The following is a 16059-nucleotide window of genomic DNA, read 5'->3' as shown; positions in this document are numbered from 1 at the left end:
CCGGTGCGGCGGGTATACGATCTGGCTATGGCAGAGACCACTTCCACCTCCGCGTCCCAGCAGGCGGCGCAGCCCGCCTCCCGCCCGCAGCCGGTGACCGGCCCCTCCACGCCGGAGAAGCCGCGCTCCTGGCAGGTCACCGACGGCTATACCCGCGCTCCTGCCCGCGGCATGCTGCGAGCCGTCGGCATGGGCGACGACGACTGGTCCAAGGCACAGATCGGCATCGCCAGCTCGTGGAATGAGATCACCCCCTGCAACCTCTCCCTGGACCGGCTGGCCAAAGCCTCCAAGGAGGGCGTCCACGCCGGCGGCGGCTACCCCCTGGAGTTCGGCACCATCTCCGTCTCCGACGGCATCTCCATGGGGCACGAGGGCATGCACTACTCCCTGGTCTCCCGCGAGGTCATCGCAGACAGCGTGGAAACTGTGATGCAGGCCGAGCGGCTGGACGGCTCGGTCCTGCTGGCCGGCTGCGACAAGTCCCTGCCCGGAATGCTCATGGCCGCCGCTCGCCTGGACCTGGCCAGCGTGTTCCTCTATGCCGGAACCATCATGCCCGGCGTGGCCCGCTTCGCCGACGGCACCGAGAAGGAAGTCACGCTCATCGACGCCTTCGAAGGCGTCGGAGCCTGCGCACGCGGCACCATGACCGAGGCCGAGCTGGACGTCATCGAGCGTGCCATCTGCCCCGGGGAGGGAGCCTGCGGCGGCATGTACACCGCCAACACCATGGCGTGCATCGGGGAGGCGCTGGGCCTGTCCCTGCCGGGCTCAGCCGCCCCACCCTCGGCCGACCGGCGGCGCGACTACTACGCGCACAAATCCGGCGAAGCCGTCGTCGAGCTGCTGCGCAGAGGCATCACCACCCGCGACATCCTCACCCGCGAGGCCTTCGAAAACGCCATCGCCGTCACCATGGCCTTCGGCGGCTCCACCAACGCCGTGCTGCATCTGCTGGCCATCGCCCGCGAAGCCGAGGTGGACCTGACCCTGGAGGACTTCAACCGCATCGGGGACCGCGTCCCCCACCTGGGAGACCTCAAGCCCTTCGGGCAGCACGTGATGGCCGATGTGGACCGCGTCGGCGGAGTGCCGGTGGTCATGCGCGCCCTGCTCGACGCCGGGCTTCTGCACGGAGATGCCCTGACCGTCACCGGCAAGACCCTGGCGGAGAACCTGGCCGACATCAATCCCCCCGATATCGACGGCACCATCATCCGCAGCCTGGACAACCCCATGCACCACAACGGCGGCATCGCCGTGCTGCGCGGCTCCCTGGCTCCTGAAGGAGCCGTGGTGAAGTCCGCCGGCTTCGACGCCGAAGTCTTCGAAGGAACCGCCCGCGTATTCGAACGCGAACAGGCGGCCCTGAAAGCCCTGGAGGACGGAGCCATCCAGCCCGGAGACGTCGTCGTCATCCGCTACGAGGGCCCCAAGGGCGGCCCCGGTATGCGCGAGATGCTGGCCATCACCGGTGCCATCAAGGGCGCAGGCCTGGGCAAAGACGTGCTGCTGATCACCGACGGCCGCTTCTCCGGGGGCACCACCGGATTGTGCATCGGGCATATCGCACCCGAAGCGGTCGACGGCGGCCCCATCGCCTATATCGCCGACGGCGACCGGATCCGGGTGGACATCGCCGCTCGCACCATCGACCTGCTGGTCGACGAGGATGAGCTGGCCGGCCGCCGGGCAGATCCGGACTGGGCCCCGCTGCCGCCCTATGTGACCACCGGGGTGCTGGGCAAGTACGCCAAGCTGGTGCGCTCCGCGGCAGAGGGCGCCTACTGCGGCTGAGCACCCGCCGGCAGCAGTGCGGTCCACATGATGAGACGCCCTGACAGAGCATTGACTTCCCTCACACCGGCGGCAACCATGGGGATATGCGCCAGATGCTAGCGGTAGTAGTACCCGTCATCGCCCCCGCCGGGGCATGAGCGGCCCGTTGGCACGCACTGACGCATACCACAGCTCACCCCGGCACGAGGGCCCTGGACAGGGACTCCGCGAGCCGGGGTTTCGTCTGTGCAGGGGCATCGGACGGGTCGGAACACTACTCAAGGGATCAGGAAGAACTCATGAGCACTCCCACACAGGAAAGCCCCGCAGCGGCCGCCGCGCATCCTGAGCGGGCCGGGCGCATCACCACCGCTGATGCGCGCCTCTACGGCCCCGGACGCAGCACAGCGCCGGAGACCATGACCGGCAGCCAGGCCATTGTGCGCAGCCTCGAAGAGCTCGGAGTCACCGACGTATTCGGCATCCCCGGCGGCGCCATCCTGCCGACCTACGACCCGCTGATGGACTCCCCGGTGATCAACCACATCCTGGTCCGTCACGAACAGGGCGCCGGCCACGCCGCCCAGGGCTATGCCATGGCCACCGGGAAGGTCGGCGTCTGCTTCGCCACCTCCGGGCCCGGGGCCACCAACCTGGTCACCCCCCTGGCTGATGCGCATATGGACTCAGTTCCCATGGTGGCCATCACCGGGCAGGTCAACGCCAGCGTCATCGGAACCGACGCCTTCCAAGAGGCCGATATCGTCGGCATCGCCACCCCCATCACCAAACACACCTTCCTGGTGACCGACGCCGATGAGATCCCCCAGGTGATGGCCGAGGCCTTCCACATCGCCTCCTCCGGCAGGCCGGGACCGGTGCTGGTGGACATCACCAAGAGCGCCCAGGCCGCCACCACCACGTTCTCCTGGCCCCCGCGCCTGGGCCTGGCCGGGTACAAGCCGGTCACCCGGGGCCACGCCAAGCAGATCCGCGAGGCCGCCCGCATGATCGCCGCAGCCCACCGGCCGGTGTTCTACATCGGCGGGGGCATCATCAAGGCCGAGGCGCACCAGGAGTTCCGCGAACTCGCTGAGACCGCCGGCGCCCCGGTGGTCAACACGCTCATGGCCCGCGGCGCCTTCCCGGACTCCCACCCGCTGAACGTGGGGATGCCCGGCATGCACGGCAGCGTCTCCGCGGTCGCCGCCCTGCAACAGGCGGATCTGCTGATCACCCTCGGCGCCCGCTTCGACGATCGGGTCACCGGCCAGCTGGACACCTTCGCCCCGGAGGCCAAGGTCATCCACGCCGACATCGACCCCGCCGAGATCTCCAAGAACCGGTACGCCGATGTGCCGATCGTCGGGTCACTGGAGGCGATCATCCCGGAGCTGACCGCCGCCCTGCGGGAGGTCACCGCCAGCACCGGCGCGCCGGACTACAGCCCCTGGTGGACCCGGCTGAACCGGCTGCGCGAGACCTATCCGCTGGGCTGGACCGAACCGGAGGACGGCAAGATCGCCCCGCAGAAAGTCATCCAGCGCATCGGCGAAGCCTCCGGCCCCGAGGCCGTCTACGCCGCCGGCGTGGGTCAGCACCAGATGTGGGCAGCCCAGTTCATCGGCTACGAACGGCCCCGGCAGTGGCTGAACTCCGGCGGCCTGGGCACTATGGGCTACGCGGTGCCGGCGGCCATGGGCGCAGCGGTCGGAAACCCGGACCGCACCGTATGGGCCATCGACGGCGACGGCTGCTTCCAGATGACCAACCAGGAGCTGGCCACCTGCGCGATCAACAAGATCCCCATCAAAGTCGCGGTCATCAACAACTCCTCGCTGGGCATGGTGCGGCAGTGGCAGACCCTGTTCTACGAGTCCCGCTACTCCAATACGCACCTGAACACCGCGGTGAGCCCCTCCGGCGAACAGGTGGTGCGGATCCCGGACTTCGTGGCCCTGGCTGAGGCCTACGGCTGCGCCGGCCTGCGCTGCGAACGCGAGGAGGACATCGACTCAGTCATCGCCCAGGCGCTTGAGATCAACGACCGCCCAGTGGTCATCGACTTCGTGGTCTCCCGCGACTCCATGGTCTGGCCCATGGTCCCGGCCGGGGTCTCCAACAGCGACATCCAAGTCGCCCGCAACCTGACCCCCGACTTCGACGAGGAGGACTGACCATGCCAGCAGCCGACGCCGGACCCGAGGCCCGCCGCACCCTCTCCGTGCTGGTCGAAGACGTCCCCGGGGTGCTGGCCAAAGTCTCCGGCCTCTTCGCCCGCCGGGCCTTCAACATCCACTCACTCGCCGTCGGCCCCAGCGAAGTTCAGGGCCTGAGCCGGATCACCGTGGTGGTCGATGCCGACCCCCACCTGCTGGAGCAGATCACCAAGCAGCTGAACAAGCTGATCAACGTCATCAAGATCATCGAGCTGGAGCCGGCCGCCTCCGTGCAGCGCGAGCACCTGCTGATCAAGGTCCGCGCCGACGCCGCCGCCCGGCTGCAGGTCACCCAGGCGGTGGAGCTGTTCCGCGCCAAGATCGTGGACGTCTCCACCGACTCGCTGACCGTGGAGGCCACCGGCGCCGCCGATAAGCTCGACGCCCTGCTCTCAGTGCTCGAGCCCTTCGGAGTGCGCGAGATCGTCCGCTCCGGAACGCTGGCCATCTCCCGCGGGGCCAAATCCATGACCGACAAAGCCTTCAAATAAGCCCACAGACCCAACACAAGGAGAAACACCGTGACTGATCTCTACTACGACGACGACGCCGACCTCTCGCTGCTGGCGGATAAGACCGTGGCCATCATCGGCTACGGGTCCCAGGGCCACGCCCACGCGCTGAGCCTGCGGGACTCCGGAGTCGACGTCGTCGTCGGGCTGAAGGAGGGCTCCTCCTCCCGCGCCAAGGCCGAGGAGCAGGGGCTGAAGGTCGCCACCGTGGCCGAGGCCGCAGCAGCCGGCGATGTGGTGATGATCCTGGTGCCGGACCAGCACCAGGCAGATGTCTACTCCGCCGAGATCGCGCCGAACCTGCAGGCCGGCAACGCCCTGTTCTTCTCCCACGGATTCAACATTCGCTTCGGCTACATCACCCCGCCCGAGGATGTCGACGTCGCCATGGTCGCCCCCAAGGGGCCGGGCCATGTGGTCCGGCGCGAGTATGAGGCGGGTCGCGGCGTCCCGGCGCTGATCGCCGTGGAGCAGAACCCCTCCGGCAAGGCCAAGGAGCTGGCCCTGGCCTACGCCAAGGGCATCGGCGGCACCCGCGCCGGAGTGATCGAGACCACCTTCACCGAGGAGACCGAGACCGACCTGTTCGGTGAGCAGGCGGTGCTCTGCGGCGGCGCGTCTCAGCTGGTGCAGTACGGCTTCGAGGTGCTCACCGAGGCCGGCTACAAGCCGGAGATCGCCTACTTCGAGGTGCTCCACGAGCTGAAGCTCATTGTGGACCTCATGGTCGAAGGCGGGCTGACCAAGCAGCGCTGGTCCATCTCCGACACCGCTGAGTTCGGCGATTACGTCTCCGGCCCGCGGGTCATCTCCCCGGAGGTGAAGGAGAACATGAAGGCCGTGCTCGCCGAGGTGCAGGACGGCAGCTTCGCCAAGCGGTTCATGGATGATCAGCGCAACGGTGCGGCGGAGTTCAACGAGCTGCGACGCAAGAACGAGTCCCACCCGATCGAGTCGACCGGGCGCCAGCTGCGCAAACTGTTCTCCTGGATCCCCACCGACGACGACTACACCGAGGGCACCGCAGCACGCTGAGGACATCCCGCCGGCGGGGGAACCCGCCACGGTCCAGGACCGCCGCAGCGGCGCGGGCCTGCAGCCGGTCCGCCGGCGGGGATAGCCCAGTCGGCACCTCATCGGCTGTGAGAACTCTCTAGGATGGTGGGGGGTCGGCATACGACGTCGGCCCCCACCGCCTGATTCCGCCCCGGAGCCTCCGGAAAGAGGCAGACCCTGCGACCACGCTGACCACGCAAAGAAGGATTCTGTGAGCACTCGTCCCGTTGTTGTCCTCGCCGAGGAACTCTCACCCGCCACCGTTGAAGCTCTCGGCCCCGACTTCGAGATCCGCCAGTCCGACGGCACCGACCGTCCGCGGCTGTTCTCCGACATCGCCGACGCGGATGCGCTCATGGTGCGTTCGGCCACCCAGGTGGACGCCGAGGTGCTCTCCCACGCCCCCCGGCTGAAGGTGGTCGCCCGTGCCGGAGTCGGCCTGGACAATGTGGACATCTCCGCCGCCACCGAGGCCGGGGTCATGGTGGTCAATGCCCCGACCTCCAACATCGTCTCCGCCGCCGAACTGACCTGCGCCCACATCCTGGGCCTGGCCCGGAACATCTCCCCAGCCCACCAGGCGCTGCAGCGCGGAGAGTGGAAGCGCTCCAAGTACACCGGCGTGGAACTGTCGGAGAAGACCCTCGGGGTGATCGGCCTCGGCCGCATCGGGGGCCTGGTCGCCGAGCGGATGGCCGCCTTCGGCATGGAGATCCTGGCCTACGACCCCTATGTCACCGCCGCCCGGGCCCACCAGCTCGGCGCCCAGCTGGTCACCCTGGAGGAGCTGTACCAGAAGGCCGATGTGGTCACCATCCACATGCCTAAGACCCCCGAAACCATCGGCATGCTCGGAGCTGAAGCCTTCTCAGCCATGAAGAGCTCCGCCTATGTGGTCAACGTCGCCCGCGGCGGCCTGATCGACGAAGACGCCCTGGAGAAGGCGCTGGAGGCCGGAGAGATCGCCGGGGCCGCCGTCGACGTCTTCGCCACCGAACCCACCGTCGACCTGCCGTTCTTCGCCCGGGAGAACGTGGTGGTCACCCCGCATCTGGGCGCCTCCACCCACGAAGCCCAGGAGAAGGCCGGGGTCTCGGTGGCCCGCTCGGTCCGGCTCGCCCTGGACGGTGAGCTGGTGCCGGACGCGGTCAATGTGGCCGGTGGCGCCATCGACGAGCTGGTCCGCCCCGGCATCCCGCTGATCGAGAAGCTCGGACGAGTGCTCACCGCCCTGGCGGAGGATGCGCTGACCGACGTCGAGACCGAAGCCGCCGGAGAGATCGCCGAACTCAACGTCTCCGCCCTGCAGCTGGCCGCGCTGAAGGGCATCTTCACCGATGTGGTCAACGACCCGGTCAGCTACGTCAACGCCCCGGTGCTGGCCGAACAGCGCGGCATCTCCACCCGGCTGACCACCACCAGCGAGGTGGAGGACTACCGGAATGCCCTGACTATCCGGGCGGCCACCTCCTCCGGGACCAACCTCTCGGTCCGCGGCACGCTCACCGGGCCGAAGCAGATCGAGAAGATCGTCGGCATCAACGGCTACGATCTGGAGATCGCGCTGACCGAGCATCTGATCGTCTTCGAATATGACGATCGCCCCGGTGTGGTGGCGAGCCTGGGCAAGATCCTCGGCGAGCACCAGATCAACATCGCCGGTATGCAGGTCAGCCAGAACACCAAGGCAGGCCGCGCCCTGGCGGTGCTGGCGATCGACTCCGCGCTGCCGGCAGGGGTGCTGGAGACCATCAGCACGGAGGTCGACGCCGCCCTGGCCGCGGAAGTGGATCTCGAAGAGAAGTAGGAGCGAAGAACCGATATGGCAGACAAGCCGGCCTACTACATCACCACGGCCATCTCCTATCCCAATGGGGAGCCGCACATCGGCCACGCCTATGAGTACATCTCCGCAGATGTCATGGCCCGGTTCAAGCGGCTGGACGGCTACGAGACCTTCTTCCTCACCGGCACCGATGAGCACGGCCAAAAGATGCAGCAGAACGCTGAGGCCCAGGGACTGACCCCCTACGAGCTGGCCACCCGCAACGCTGAGGCGTTCAAGAAGGTCGACGACGAGGTGCTGGACATCTCCTACGACCGGTTCATCCGCACCACCGACCCCGACCACTATGAGGCCTCGCAGGCGATCTGGCGGCGCATGGTTGAAGCCGGGGATATCTATCTGGACAAGTACGCCGGCTGGTACTCGGTGCGCGACGAGGCGTTCTACACCGAGGGCGAGACCGAGGTGCGCGAGGACGGCGTGCGCTGCGCCGCAGAGACCGGAACGCCGGTCGAGTGGGTGGAGGAGGAGTCCTACTTCTTCCGGCTCTCGAAGTACACCCAGCCGCTGCTGGACTTCTACCGGGACAATCCCGACTACGGAGGGCCGCGCAGCCGGTTCAACGAGGTCATCCGGTTCGTCGAAGCCGGCCTGAACGACCTGTCCATCTCCCGCACCACCTTCGACTGGGGGGTGCCGGTGCCCAAGGACCTCACCGAGTCCGAAACCTCCCTGGACCACGTGATGTACGTGTGGGTCGACGCGCTGACCAACTACCTCACCGGCGCCGGCTTCCCGGACACCGACTCCGAACGGTTTAAGAAGTTCTGGCCGGCCGACCTGCACCTGATCGGCAAGGACATCTCCCGCTTCCACTGCGTGTTCTGGCCGGCATTCCTGATGAGCGCAGGCCTGCCGCTGCCCAAACGGGTCATCATCCACGGCTTCCTGCACAACGCCGGGGAGAAGATGTCCAAGTCGGTGGGCAATGTGGTGGCGCCGGAAGCCTGGGTGGAGACCTACGGGCTGGACGCGGTGCGCTTCTTCCTGCTGCGCGAGTTCCCCTACGGCCAGGACGGCTCCTACACCCACGACGCCGTCGTCTCGCGGAAGAACTCGGACCTGGCCAATAATCTGGGCAACCTCGCCCAGCGGTCGCTGTCGATGATCGTGAAGAACTGCGACGGCGCTATTCCGCAGCCGGGGGAGTACGACGACGCCGACCGGCAGATCCTCCAGCAGGCAGAATCGCTGCTGCAGATCAGCAGAGACGCCTACGAGGTCCAGGAGTTCCACCGGGCCCTGGAGCGCACCTGGTACGTGCTGGGGGAGGCCAATGCCTACTTCGCCGAGCAGGCGCCCTGGAAGCTGAAGAATGACGACCCGGAGCGGATGCGCACAGTGCTGTATGTGACCGCTGAGGTCATCCGCAAGGTCGCGCTGCTCATCCAGCCGGTGATGCCGGGCTCGGCCACCCAGCTGCTGGACGCGCTGGGCGTGCCCGCATCCGGGGACGCCGGGGCCACCAACGCCTCCAACACCGGCCCGCGCTCCTTCGCAGCGTACGCGGATCAGCTTGCACCGGGCACCTCCATCGCCAAGCCGAAGCCGATCTTCCCCCGCCACGAGGAACCCGAGGAGGGCTGAGCCCTAAGCCCCCTGCCGGCGAAGCCATCCCCGGGCCTACGCGCGGGCGCACGCCGCGCCCAGGTCCGAGATTTCGCCGAGGCCTGGGACCGCGGGGCCGGGTTCCACGTGCTCCGGGTTCCAGATGCTGAGACCTGCGCCGGCCGCCGTCGTCGTATCAGTGACACTTCACTACTGTGTGATCCATGACTGAGCAGTCCGGCGCCCGGAGCGCGCACTCCCCGCAGTCCCTGGATATCGCCGTGATCGGCGGCGACGGCATCGGCCCGGAAGTCATCGCCGAGGCCCGCAAGGTCCTCGCCGCCGCCCTGGAGCCCGAAGATGCCCAGGTCAGCTTCACCGAGTATTCCCTGGGCACCGCCCACTGGCTGGAGACCGGCGAGACCCTCAGCGATGAGACCCTGGCCCAGCTGCGCGGTCATGACGCCATTCTCTTCGGCGCCGTGGGCGCCGATCCGCAGGATGAGCGGATCCCCTCCGGGGTGATCGAACGGGACCTGCTGCTGAAGCTGCGGTTCGAACTCGACCACAGCGTGAACCTCCGCCCGGTGCGCACCTATCCGGGAGTCAGCACTCCGCTGGCATCCCAGGAGCCCTTCGACTTCGTGGTGGTCCGGGAGGGCACCGAAGGCCCCTATGTGGGCAATGGGGGAGTGATCCGCCGCGGCAGCGCCGAGGAGATCGCCACCGAGACCTCCATCAACACCGCCCACGGGGTGCGGAGGGTGGTCGCTGATGCTTTCGACCGCGCCGAGGCCCGCGGCCAGCACCTGACCCTGGTGCACAAGCACAATGTGCTGGTCCACGCCGGCAGCCTGTGGCGCCGCACTGTGGAGGCAGAGGCCTCCCGTCATCCGCAGGTCAGCTGGGACTATATGCACGTCGACGCCGCCACCATCCATATGGTGACCTCCCCGCAGCGATTCGACGTGATCGTCACCGATAACCTCTTCGGCGATATCCTCACCGACCTGGCCGGCGCCGTCTCCGGCGGCATCGGCCTGGCCGCCTCCGGGTCCATCAACGTCGAAGGCACCGCCCCCTCCATGTTCGAACCGGTGCACGGCTCCGCCCCGGACATCGCCGGACAGGGCATTGCAGACCCCACCGCCGCGGTGCTCTCGGCCGGGCTGATGCTCCACCACCTGGGACTGGACGCGGCGGCGAACCGGCTGGAGCAGGCGGTGCACGCTCAGCTGAGCCACTGGGCCCGCAGCGACGACGGCGCAGCGGGGCTGAGCACCACTGAGCGGGGCGACGCCTTCGCTGAGCGGGTGCGCAGCAGCTGAGCTGCGCGGCCACTGCGGCCTGCGGTGACGCCGGGCGGTCTCCCACAGCCGGTGATGCGGCGATAGTGTGGTGCCATACACGTCCACACCGGAACGAAAGGCCACCCAGCCATGACTCAGTTCGACGTCGTCGATCATCCCAACCCCACTCCGGCTGAGCGGATCGCTGAGGTCCTGCAGAACCCGGGGTTCGGCACCAACTTCTCCGACCGCACCGCGGTGGTGGACTGGACTGCCGATGCCGGATGGCACAACGCGCGCATTGAGCCCTATGGGCCGATCAGCCTGGATCCGGCCGCCAGTGTGCTGCACTACGCCCAGGAGATCTTCGAAGGCATGAAGGCCTACCGGCATGCCGACGGCAGCATCTACACCTTCCGGCCGGAGGCGAATGCGGCCCGCATGAACAAGTCCGCCCGCCGGCTGGCGCTGCCGGAGATGGACCAGGAGCTCTTCCTGGCCTCCCTGGAGCAGCTGGTCGCCGTCGACCGCGACTGGGTGCCCTCCGGCGAGGGCGAAGCCCTCTACCTGCGCCCCTTCATGTTCGCCACCGAAGCGTTCCTGGGAGTGCGTCCGGCCAAGGAGGTCAGCTACCGGGTGATCGCCTCACCGGCCGGCAACTACTTCGGAGGGGAGCTCAAGCCGGTGCGGATCTGGGTCTCCCGCGACTACAGCCGTGCCGCCCCGGGAGGCACCGGTGACGCCAAGACCGGCGGCAACTACGCCGCCTCACTGGCCCCGCAGCAGCAGGCCATCGAGAAGGGCTGCGACCAGGTGCTGTTCCTGGACCCGCTGCATGACAACGCCATCGAAGAGCTCGGCGGCATGAACGTGTTCCTGGTGACCAACGACGGCCGGCTGCTCACCCCGCAGCTGACCGGCACCATCCTGGAGGGCGTGACCCGCTCCTCGGTGATCCAGCTGGCCCAGGACCGCGGCCTGAGGGTGGAAGAGCGGCGCATTACTCTGGAGGAATGGGACCGCGGCGTCTCCGACGGCACCATCACCGAGGTCTTCGCCTGCGGCACCGCAGCGGTCATCACCCCGATCGGTGAGCTGGTCGACGGGGAGAAGACCATCGCCTCCACCGGCACCGGGGAAGTCACCCAGGCGATCCGCGAGGAGCTGCTGGGCATCCAGACCGGCACTGTGGAGGACCGCCACGGGTGGCTGCATAAGCTGGCCTGAGGCTGCCGCGGTCGGGGCTGCGTCGGCCCCAGCTCCGTGCGCCACCGGTCCGGGGTGCGGGGCGGCCCCGGACCGCGGGCCTACAGCTGCGCCAGGGTCTCCTCCAGGTCATCCAGACCCAAGGCGCCCAGGCTGAGGGCTTTCATATGCCACTGCTTGAGGTCGAAGCTGTCCCCGTGCGCACGGCGGGCAGCGTCGCGGCCGTTGAGCCAGGCGCGCTCGCCGAGCTTGTAGCTGATCGCCTGCCCGGGCCAGCCCAGATACCGGACGATCTCTGAGGCGATGAAGTCCGCCGGCCGGCCGGAGTGGGCGGCGAAGAACTCTTCGGCCCGCTGCGGGGTCCATGTCTCTCCGGGGGCGATGGGCGAGTCCTGCGGGATGCGCAGCTGCAGGTGCATGCCCAGGTCGATCACCACCCGGATGGCGCGCATCATCTGCGCATCCAGGTATCCCATCCGCTCCTCGGCGTCCAGGTAGCCCAGTTCATCCATCAGCCGCTCCGCATACAGCGCCCAGCCTTCAGTGGTGCCGGAGGAGGAGCCGATGGTGGTCTGGAACAGGGAGAGGTCCTCCGACTTGTAGGCCCACTGGGCCAGCTGCAGGTGGTGGCCCGGCACACCTTCGTGGTACCAGGTGGAGACCAGGTCGTAGACCGGGAAGACTGTCCGGCCCAGAGTCGGCAGCCAGGTGCGACCGGGCCGGGAGAAATCCACCGCCGGACGGGTGTAGTAGGGCGCTGCGGCGCTTCCGGCAGGGGCGATCATCGCCTCCACTGTCCGGATCGGCTCAGCGATGTCAAAGTGGGTGCCGTCCAGCTCGTCGATGGCGGTGTCCATCATGCGCTGCAGCCACGTCTGGACCTCATCCACCCCTTCCACCCGGCGGCCGTGCTCGTCCAGCCACCGCATGGTCTCCACCGGCGTGCAGCCGGGCCGGATCTGCTCGGCCAGCTCGCGCATCTGGCCATCGATCCGCTGATACTCGGCCCAGCCCCAGGCGTAGACCTCCTCAGGGTCGATGGATGCGCCCATCCATCTGCGGGTGCTCAGCAGATACCGCTCGCGTCCTGCGGCGTCGGGCGTGCCCTCGGCAGCCGGCAGGTAGGTCTGCTGCAGGTAGCGGCGCATCCTCTCCACTGCGGCGGCGGCGTCGTCGGCGGCGCGCTGCAGCTCCCCGGCCAGCGGCTCCGGTCCGGAGGAGACGAAGTCGTGGAACCAGCTGGTCTCACCGCCAGTCCATTCGCCTAGTTGGCCGATGATGGTCTCCACCTGCCGGGGCGCGGAGAAGATCCCACGACGCCGGCCCTCCTCCAGAGTCTCCTGCAGGCTGGCATAGGACTGGTTGAACTTCGCCAGCCGGCGGGCGATCACCGCCCAGTCCTCCTCAGTGGCGGTGGGCATGAGCAGGAACAGGGAGCGGGCTGAGTGCACCGGAGAGGCGATATTGCGCAGCACACGCAGATGCTCGCCGGATTCGTAGACCTCCAGCTCCACGGAGATTCGGTCGCGCAGCAGCCGGGCGCATCGGGATTCGATCTCGCTGTGCGCCGCCGAGCCGGCGTCGTCGAGCTCCTCCAACCGGGCCAGTACGCTGCGGCCCAGCTCCGCCCGGGCCTGATGGGCGGCAGGAGAGTAGTCCGGCATCCGGTCATCCCCGGGGCGCAGCCCCAGCGTCGTGGCGACGGAGGGTTCCAAGTCGGCCAGGGCGTAGACGAAAGCATCGGCAAGCTGGCGGGGCGTCCGCGCATCAGAAAGGTTGCTCATGCGAACTATCCTGCCAGTCTGAGGCTCACTGACAAGACCCTGCGGGCGATAGAGTGAGACCATGAAGATCTGCCGATTCGTCACCGACGCTGATCCTGCCTACGGAGTCATCACCGGCGAGCCGGGCGAGGAAATGATCACCCAGCTGGTGGGAGATCCCTTCTACCAGGGCATCCAAGAGGCTGGGGTCGCTCATAAGCTCGACGACGTGCGGCTGGTGGCTCCCATCATTCCCCGCTCCAAACTCGTGGGAGTCGGCCGCAACTATGTGGACCACGCCCAGGAGCTGGGCAATGAGGTGCCCACCTCGCCCATGCTGTTCCTGATGCCCAACACTGCGGTGGTCGGCCCCAATGAGCCCATCACCCTGCCGGCCTTCGCCGAGGAGTTCAGCTATGAGGCCGAACTCGCGGTGGTCATCGGGCGGATCTGCAAGGATGTGCCGCTTGAGCGGGTGCCGGAGGTGGTCTTCGGCTACACCGTCTCCAATGACATCACCGCCCGCGATGCTCAGCGCACCGACGGGCAGTGGGCCCGCGCAAAGGGCTTCGACGGCTCGGCTCCGCTGGGTCCGTGGATCGAGACCGATCTGGATCCCGAAGATCTGCGGATCACCGGACGGCTCAACGGGACCACCGTGCAGGATGGCACCACGGCGGATATGGTCTTCGGCGTCGCTGAGCTGATCTCCTACATCTCCCAAGCCATGACCCTGCTTCCCGGCGATGTGATCCTCACCGGCACCCCGGCCGGCGTTGGACCCATCACTGACGGCGACCGCTTCGAAGCCGAAGTCGAAGGCATCGGCACCCTGACCAACTTCTTCCGGCGCTGAGCCGGTTCACCACTGCTGATGAAAGGACCCACCAGCACACTATGAGCACACCCGCTGCTCCCGAGGCCGCCATCCCCACCGTCGACGCCGATACTCCGGTGCGCGTGAGGTTCTGCCCGTCACCGACCGGAACACCGCATGTGGGGCTGATCCGCACCGCCCTGTTCAACTGGGCCTATGCCCGGCACACCGGCGGGAAGCTGATCTTCCGCATTGAGGACACCGACGCCAAGCGTGACAGCGAAGAGTCCTACCTCCAGCTGCTGGAGGCCCTGCGCTGGCTGGGTCTGGACTGGGATGAGGGCGTAGAGACCGGCGGCCCCCACGAGCCCTACCGCCAGTCCCAGCGCAGCGAGATCTACGCAGAGGTGCTCGGCAAGCTGGTGGAGGCCGGCTACGTCTATGAGTCCTACTCGACCCCGGAGGAGATCAAGGCCCGGCATGAGGCCGCCGGCCGGGACCCGCAGCTGGGCTACGACAACTACGACCGCGAGCTGTCCGCTGAACAGATCGAGTCCTTCCGCGCTGAGGGCCGTCAGCCGGTGCTGCGACTGCGGATGCCGGATGAGGACATCACCTTCACCGACCTGGTGCGCGGGGAGATCACCTTCTCCGCCGGCTCCACCCCGGACTTCGTGGTGGCCCGCGGCAACGGCCAGCCGCTCTACCCGTTTGTGAATCCGGTGGATGATGCGCTGATGGGGATCACCCACGTGCTGCGTGGAGAAGATCTGCTCTCCTCCACACCGCGGCAGATCGCGCTCTACCGCGCCCTGTACGCGGTGGGGGTCGCCGAACGGCTCCCGGCCTTCGGGCACCTTCCCTATGTGATGGGGGAGGGCAATAAGAAGCTCTCTAAGCGTGACCCGGAGTCCAATCTCTTCCACCACCGGGACCGCGGGTTCATCCGTGAGGGACTGCTGAACTATCTGGCTCTGCTGGGCTGGTCCCTCTCGGCCGATGAGGACATCTTCACCGTGGAGGAGCTGGTGGAGAACTTCGACGTCGTCGATGTGCTGGGCAATCCGGCCCGCTTTGATGTGAAGAAAGCCGAGGCGATCAACGGCACCCATATTCGCCGGCTGGAGGCCAAGGACTTTCGCGACCGCCTGGTGCCGTACCTGCGAGCCCAGGGGCTGGTAGGTCAGGAGCTCTCCGAGCGGGAGGCTCAGCTGGTGGACGGCGCTGCGCCGCTGGTGCAGGAGCGCATTGCACTGCTGGGTGAGGGTGCGGACATGATGGCATTCCTCTTTGTCCCGGATGAGCAGCTGGAGATTGAGGACAAGGCATTCAGCGGAATCGGACAGCCGGAGGAGGTGCTCCAGGTGCTGGACTCCTCCACGGCGGCGCTGGAGGCCATCACGGAGCAGGACTGGACCACTGGCAGCATCGAGCAGGCCCTGCGCGAGGCGCTGATCGATGGGCTGGGACTCAAGCCGCGCAAAGCCTTCGGGGCAGTGCGTTCAGCAGTCTCCGGGCGGAAGGTCTCCCCGCCGCTGTTCGAGTCCATGGAGCTGCTGGGACGGGAGTCTTCCCTGAAGCGGATCGCTCGGTTCCGAGGCCTGGTCGAGGACCGCGCCTGAGCGCTGGAGCTGGTTTGCCGTCTCGGCCTGGAGTCGTGTAAAGTATTGTGGCGTTGCCCGAACGGGCAGAGACAGCCTTGGGCTATGGTGTAATTGGCAACACGACGGTTTCTGGTACCGTTATTCTAGGTTCGAGTCCTAGTAGCCCAGCGGTCTGATTTGCGAATCAGACAGATAGCCTGATAGGCTATCGAAGCTCTCATAAATGAGGGCGACAACCTTCGAAAAACGAATATGGCCCCATCGTATAGCGGCCTAGTACGCCGCCCTCTCACGGCGGTAACGCGGGTTCGAATCCCGCTGGGGTCACCACCTGAAGAGCCTCTGACCAGTAAATTTACCGGTCAGGGGCTCTTTTTCATTGGAGAGAATAGCGCACGGGCAAGCGGCATGAATGTG

At 67.3% G+C, this 16059-nt stretch carries 11 protein-coding genes and 2 tRNA genes; 12 read left to right on the top strand and 1 reads right to left on the bottom strand.

The annotated features are described in order from the left end of the window. Positions 1 to 27: 27 nt before the first annotated feature. From ilvD to Q1K09_RS10980, 8 genes are all read left to right on the top strand, one after another. Complete coding sequence (gene ilvD, locus Q1K09_RS11015) at positions 28 to 1800, top strand: dihydroxy-acid dehydratase (RefSeq protein ID WP_300345475.1); 1773 nt, start codon at positions 28 to 30, stop codon at positions 1798 to 1800. A gap of 281 nt (positions 1801 to 2081) precedes the next feature. Beyond that, a complete protein-coding gene (locus tag Q1K09_RS11010; RefSeq protein ID WP_300345474.1) occupies positions 2082 to 3959 on the top strand; it encodes an acetolactate synthase large subunit in 1878 nt (625 codons plus the stop codon). A 2-nt stretch (positions 3960 to 3961) separates the two neighbouring features. Further along, positions 3962 to 4492, top strand: a complete 531-nt coding sequence (gene ilvN / locus Q1K09_RS11005; RefSeq protein ID WP_300345473.1) for an acetolactate synthase small subunit — start codon at positions 3962 to 3964, stop codon at positions 4490 to 4492. A 30-nt stretch (positions 4493 to 4522) separates the two neighbouring features. Continuing rightward, on the top strand, positions 4523 to 5548 hold the full coding sequence (ilvC, locus tag Q1K09_RS11000) for a ketol-acid reductoisomerase (RefSeq protein ID WP_300345472.1): 1026 nt from the start codon (positions 4523 to 4525) through the stop codon (positions 5546 to 5548). Positions 5549 to 5780: 232 nt separating this feature from the next. Continuing rightward, positions 5781 to 7376, top strand: coding sequence for a phosphoglycerate dehydrogenase (gene serA / locus Q1K09_RS10995; RefSeq protein WP_300345471.1), 1596 nt, complete (start codon positions 5781 to 5783; stop codon positions 7374 to 7376). Between the two features lie 15 nt (positions 7377 to 7391). Further along, positions 7392 to 9002: a methionine--tRNA ligase gene (metG, locus tag Q1K09_RS10990; RefSeq protein ID WP_300345470.1), complete on the top strand. Its 1611-nt coding sequence runs from the start codon at positions 7392 to 7394 to the stop codon at positions 9000 to 9002. 185 nt (positions 9003 to 9187) lie between these two features. Further along, positions 9188 to 10291 (top strand): 3-isopropylmalate dehydrogenase, encoded by a 1104-nt coding sequence (locus tag Q1K09_RS10985; RefSeq protein ID WP_300345469.1) that lies wholly within the window; start codon positions 9188 to 9190, stop codon positions 10289 to 10291. Between the two features lie 111 nt (positions 10292 to 10402). Then, positions 10403 to 11479 carry a branched-chain amino acid aminotransferase gene (locus tag Q1K09_RS10980; protein ID WP_300345468.1) on the top strand — a complete coding sequence of 359 codons (1077 nt, stop codon included), beginning with the start codon at positions 10403 to 10405 and terminating at the stop codon, positions 11477 to 11479. Between the two features lie 80 nt (positions 11480 to 11559). Here the strand turns inward: Q1K09_RS10980 and Q1K09_RS10975 are convergent, their stop codons facing one another. Next, the gene (locus Q1K09_RS10975) at positions 11560 to 13242 is read right to left on the bottom strand and encodes a DUF885 domain-containing protein (protein WP_300345467.1); all 1683 of its coding nucleotides are present in this window, start codon (positions 13240 to 13242) and stop codon (positions 11560 to 11562) included. A 61-nt stretch (positions 13243 to 13303) separates the two neighbouring features. On the opposite strand from Q1K09_RS10975, the gene Q1K09_RS10970 reads away from it, so the two are divergent. The 4 genes from Q1K09_RS10970 (at position 13304) to Q1K09_RS10955 (ending at position 15972) form a co-directional block, all read left to right on the top strand. Further along, on the top strand, positions 13304 to 14077 hold the full coding sequence (locus tag Q1K09_RS10970) for a fumarylacetoacetate hydrolase family protein (RefSeq protein ID WP_300345466.1): 774 nt from the start codon (positions 13304 to 13306) through the stop codon (positions 14075 to 14077). A 41-nt stretch (positions 14078 to 14118) separates the two neighbouring features. Next, positions 14119 to 15660 carry a glutamate--tRNA ligase gene (gene gltX / locus Q1K09_RS10965; protein WP_300345465.1) on the top strand — a complete coding sequence of 514 codons (1542 nt, stop codon included), beginning with the start codon at positions 14119 to 14121 and terminating at the stop codon, positions 15658 to 15660. Between the two features lie 78 nt (positions 15661 to 15738). Beyond that, a tRNA-Gln gene (locus Q1K09_RS10960) sits at positions 15739 to 15810 on the top strand. Between the two features lie 86 nt (positions 15811 to 15896). Further along, positions 15897 to 15972 (top strand) — tRNA-Glu (locus Q1K09_RS10955). Positions 15973 to 16059 lie beyond the last annotated feature (87 nt).

The organism is Nesterenkonia sp. (genome assembly GCF_029265375.1).
GTDB lineage: Bacteria > Actinomycetota > Actinomycetes > Actinomycetales > Micrococcaceae > Nesterenkonia.
This window is presented reverse-complemented; position numbering and strand designations above follow the sequence as displayed.

Coding starts and splice junctions, on each gene's coding strand:
- Q1K09_RS10975 (WP_300345467.1), bottom strand. CDS start 13,242: ATGAGCAACCTTTCTGATGCGCGGACGCCCCGCCAGCTTGCCGATGCT.
- ilvD (WP_300345475.1), top strand. CDS start 28: ATGGCAGAGACCACTTCCACCTCCGCGTCCCAGCAGGCGGCGCAGCCC.
- Q1K09_RS11010 (WP_300345474.1), top strand. CDS start 2,082: ATGAGCACTCCCACACAGGAAAGCCCCGCAGCGGCCGCCGCGCATCCT.
- gltX (WP_300345465.1), top strand. CDS start 14,119: ATGAGCACACCCGCTGCTCCCGAGGCCGCCATCCCCACCGTCGACGCC.
- Q1K09_RS10985 (WP_300345469.1), top strand. CDS start 9,188: ATGACTGAGCAGTCCGGCGCCCGGAGCGCGCACTCCCCGCAGTCCCTG.
- ilvN (WP_300345473.1), top strand. CDS start 3,962: ATGCCAGCAGCCGACGCCGGACCCGAGGCCCGCCGCACCCTCTCCGTG.
- Q1K09_RS10980 (WP_300345468.1), top strand. CDS start 10,403: ATGACTCAGTTCGACGTCGTCGATCATCCCAACCCCACTCCGGCTGAG.
- Q1K09_RS10970 (WP_300345466.1), top strand. CDS start 13,304: ATGAAGATCTGCCGATTCGTCACCGACGCTGATCCTGCCTACGGAGTC.
- metG (WP_300345470.1), top strand. CDS start 7,392: ATGGCAGACAAGCCGGCCTACTACATCACCACGGCCATCTCCTATCCC.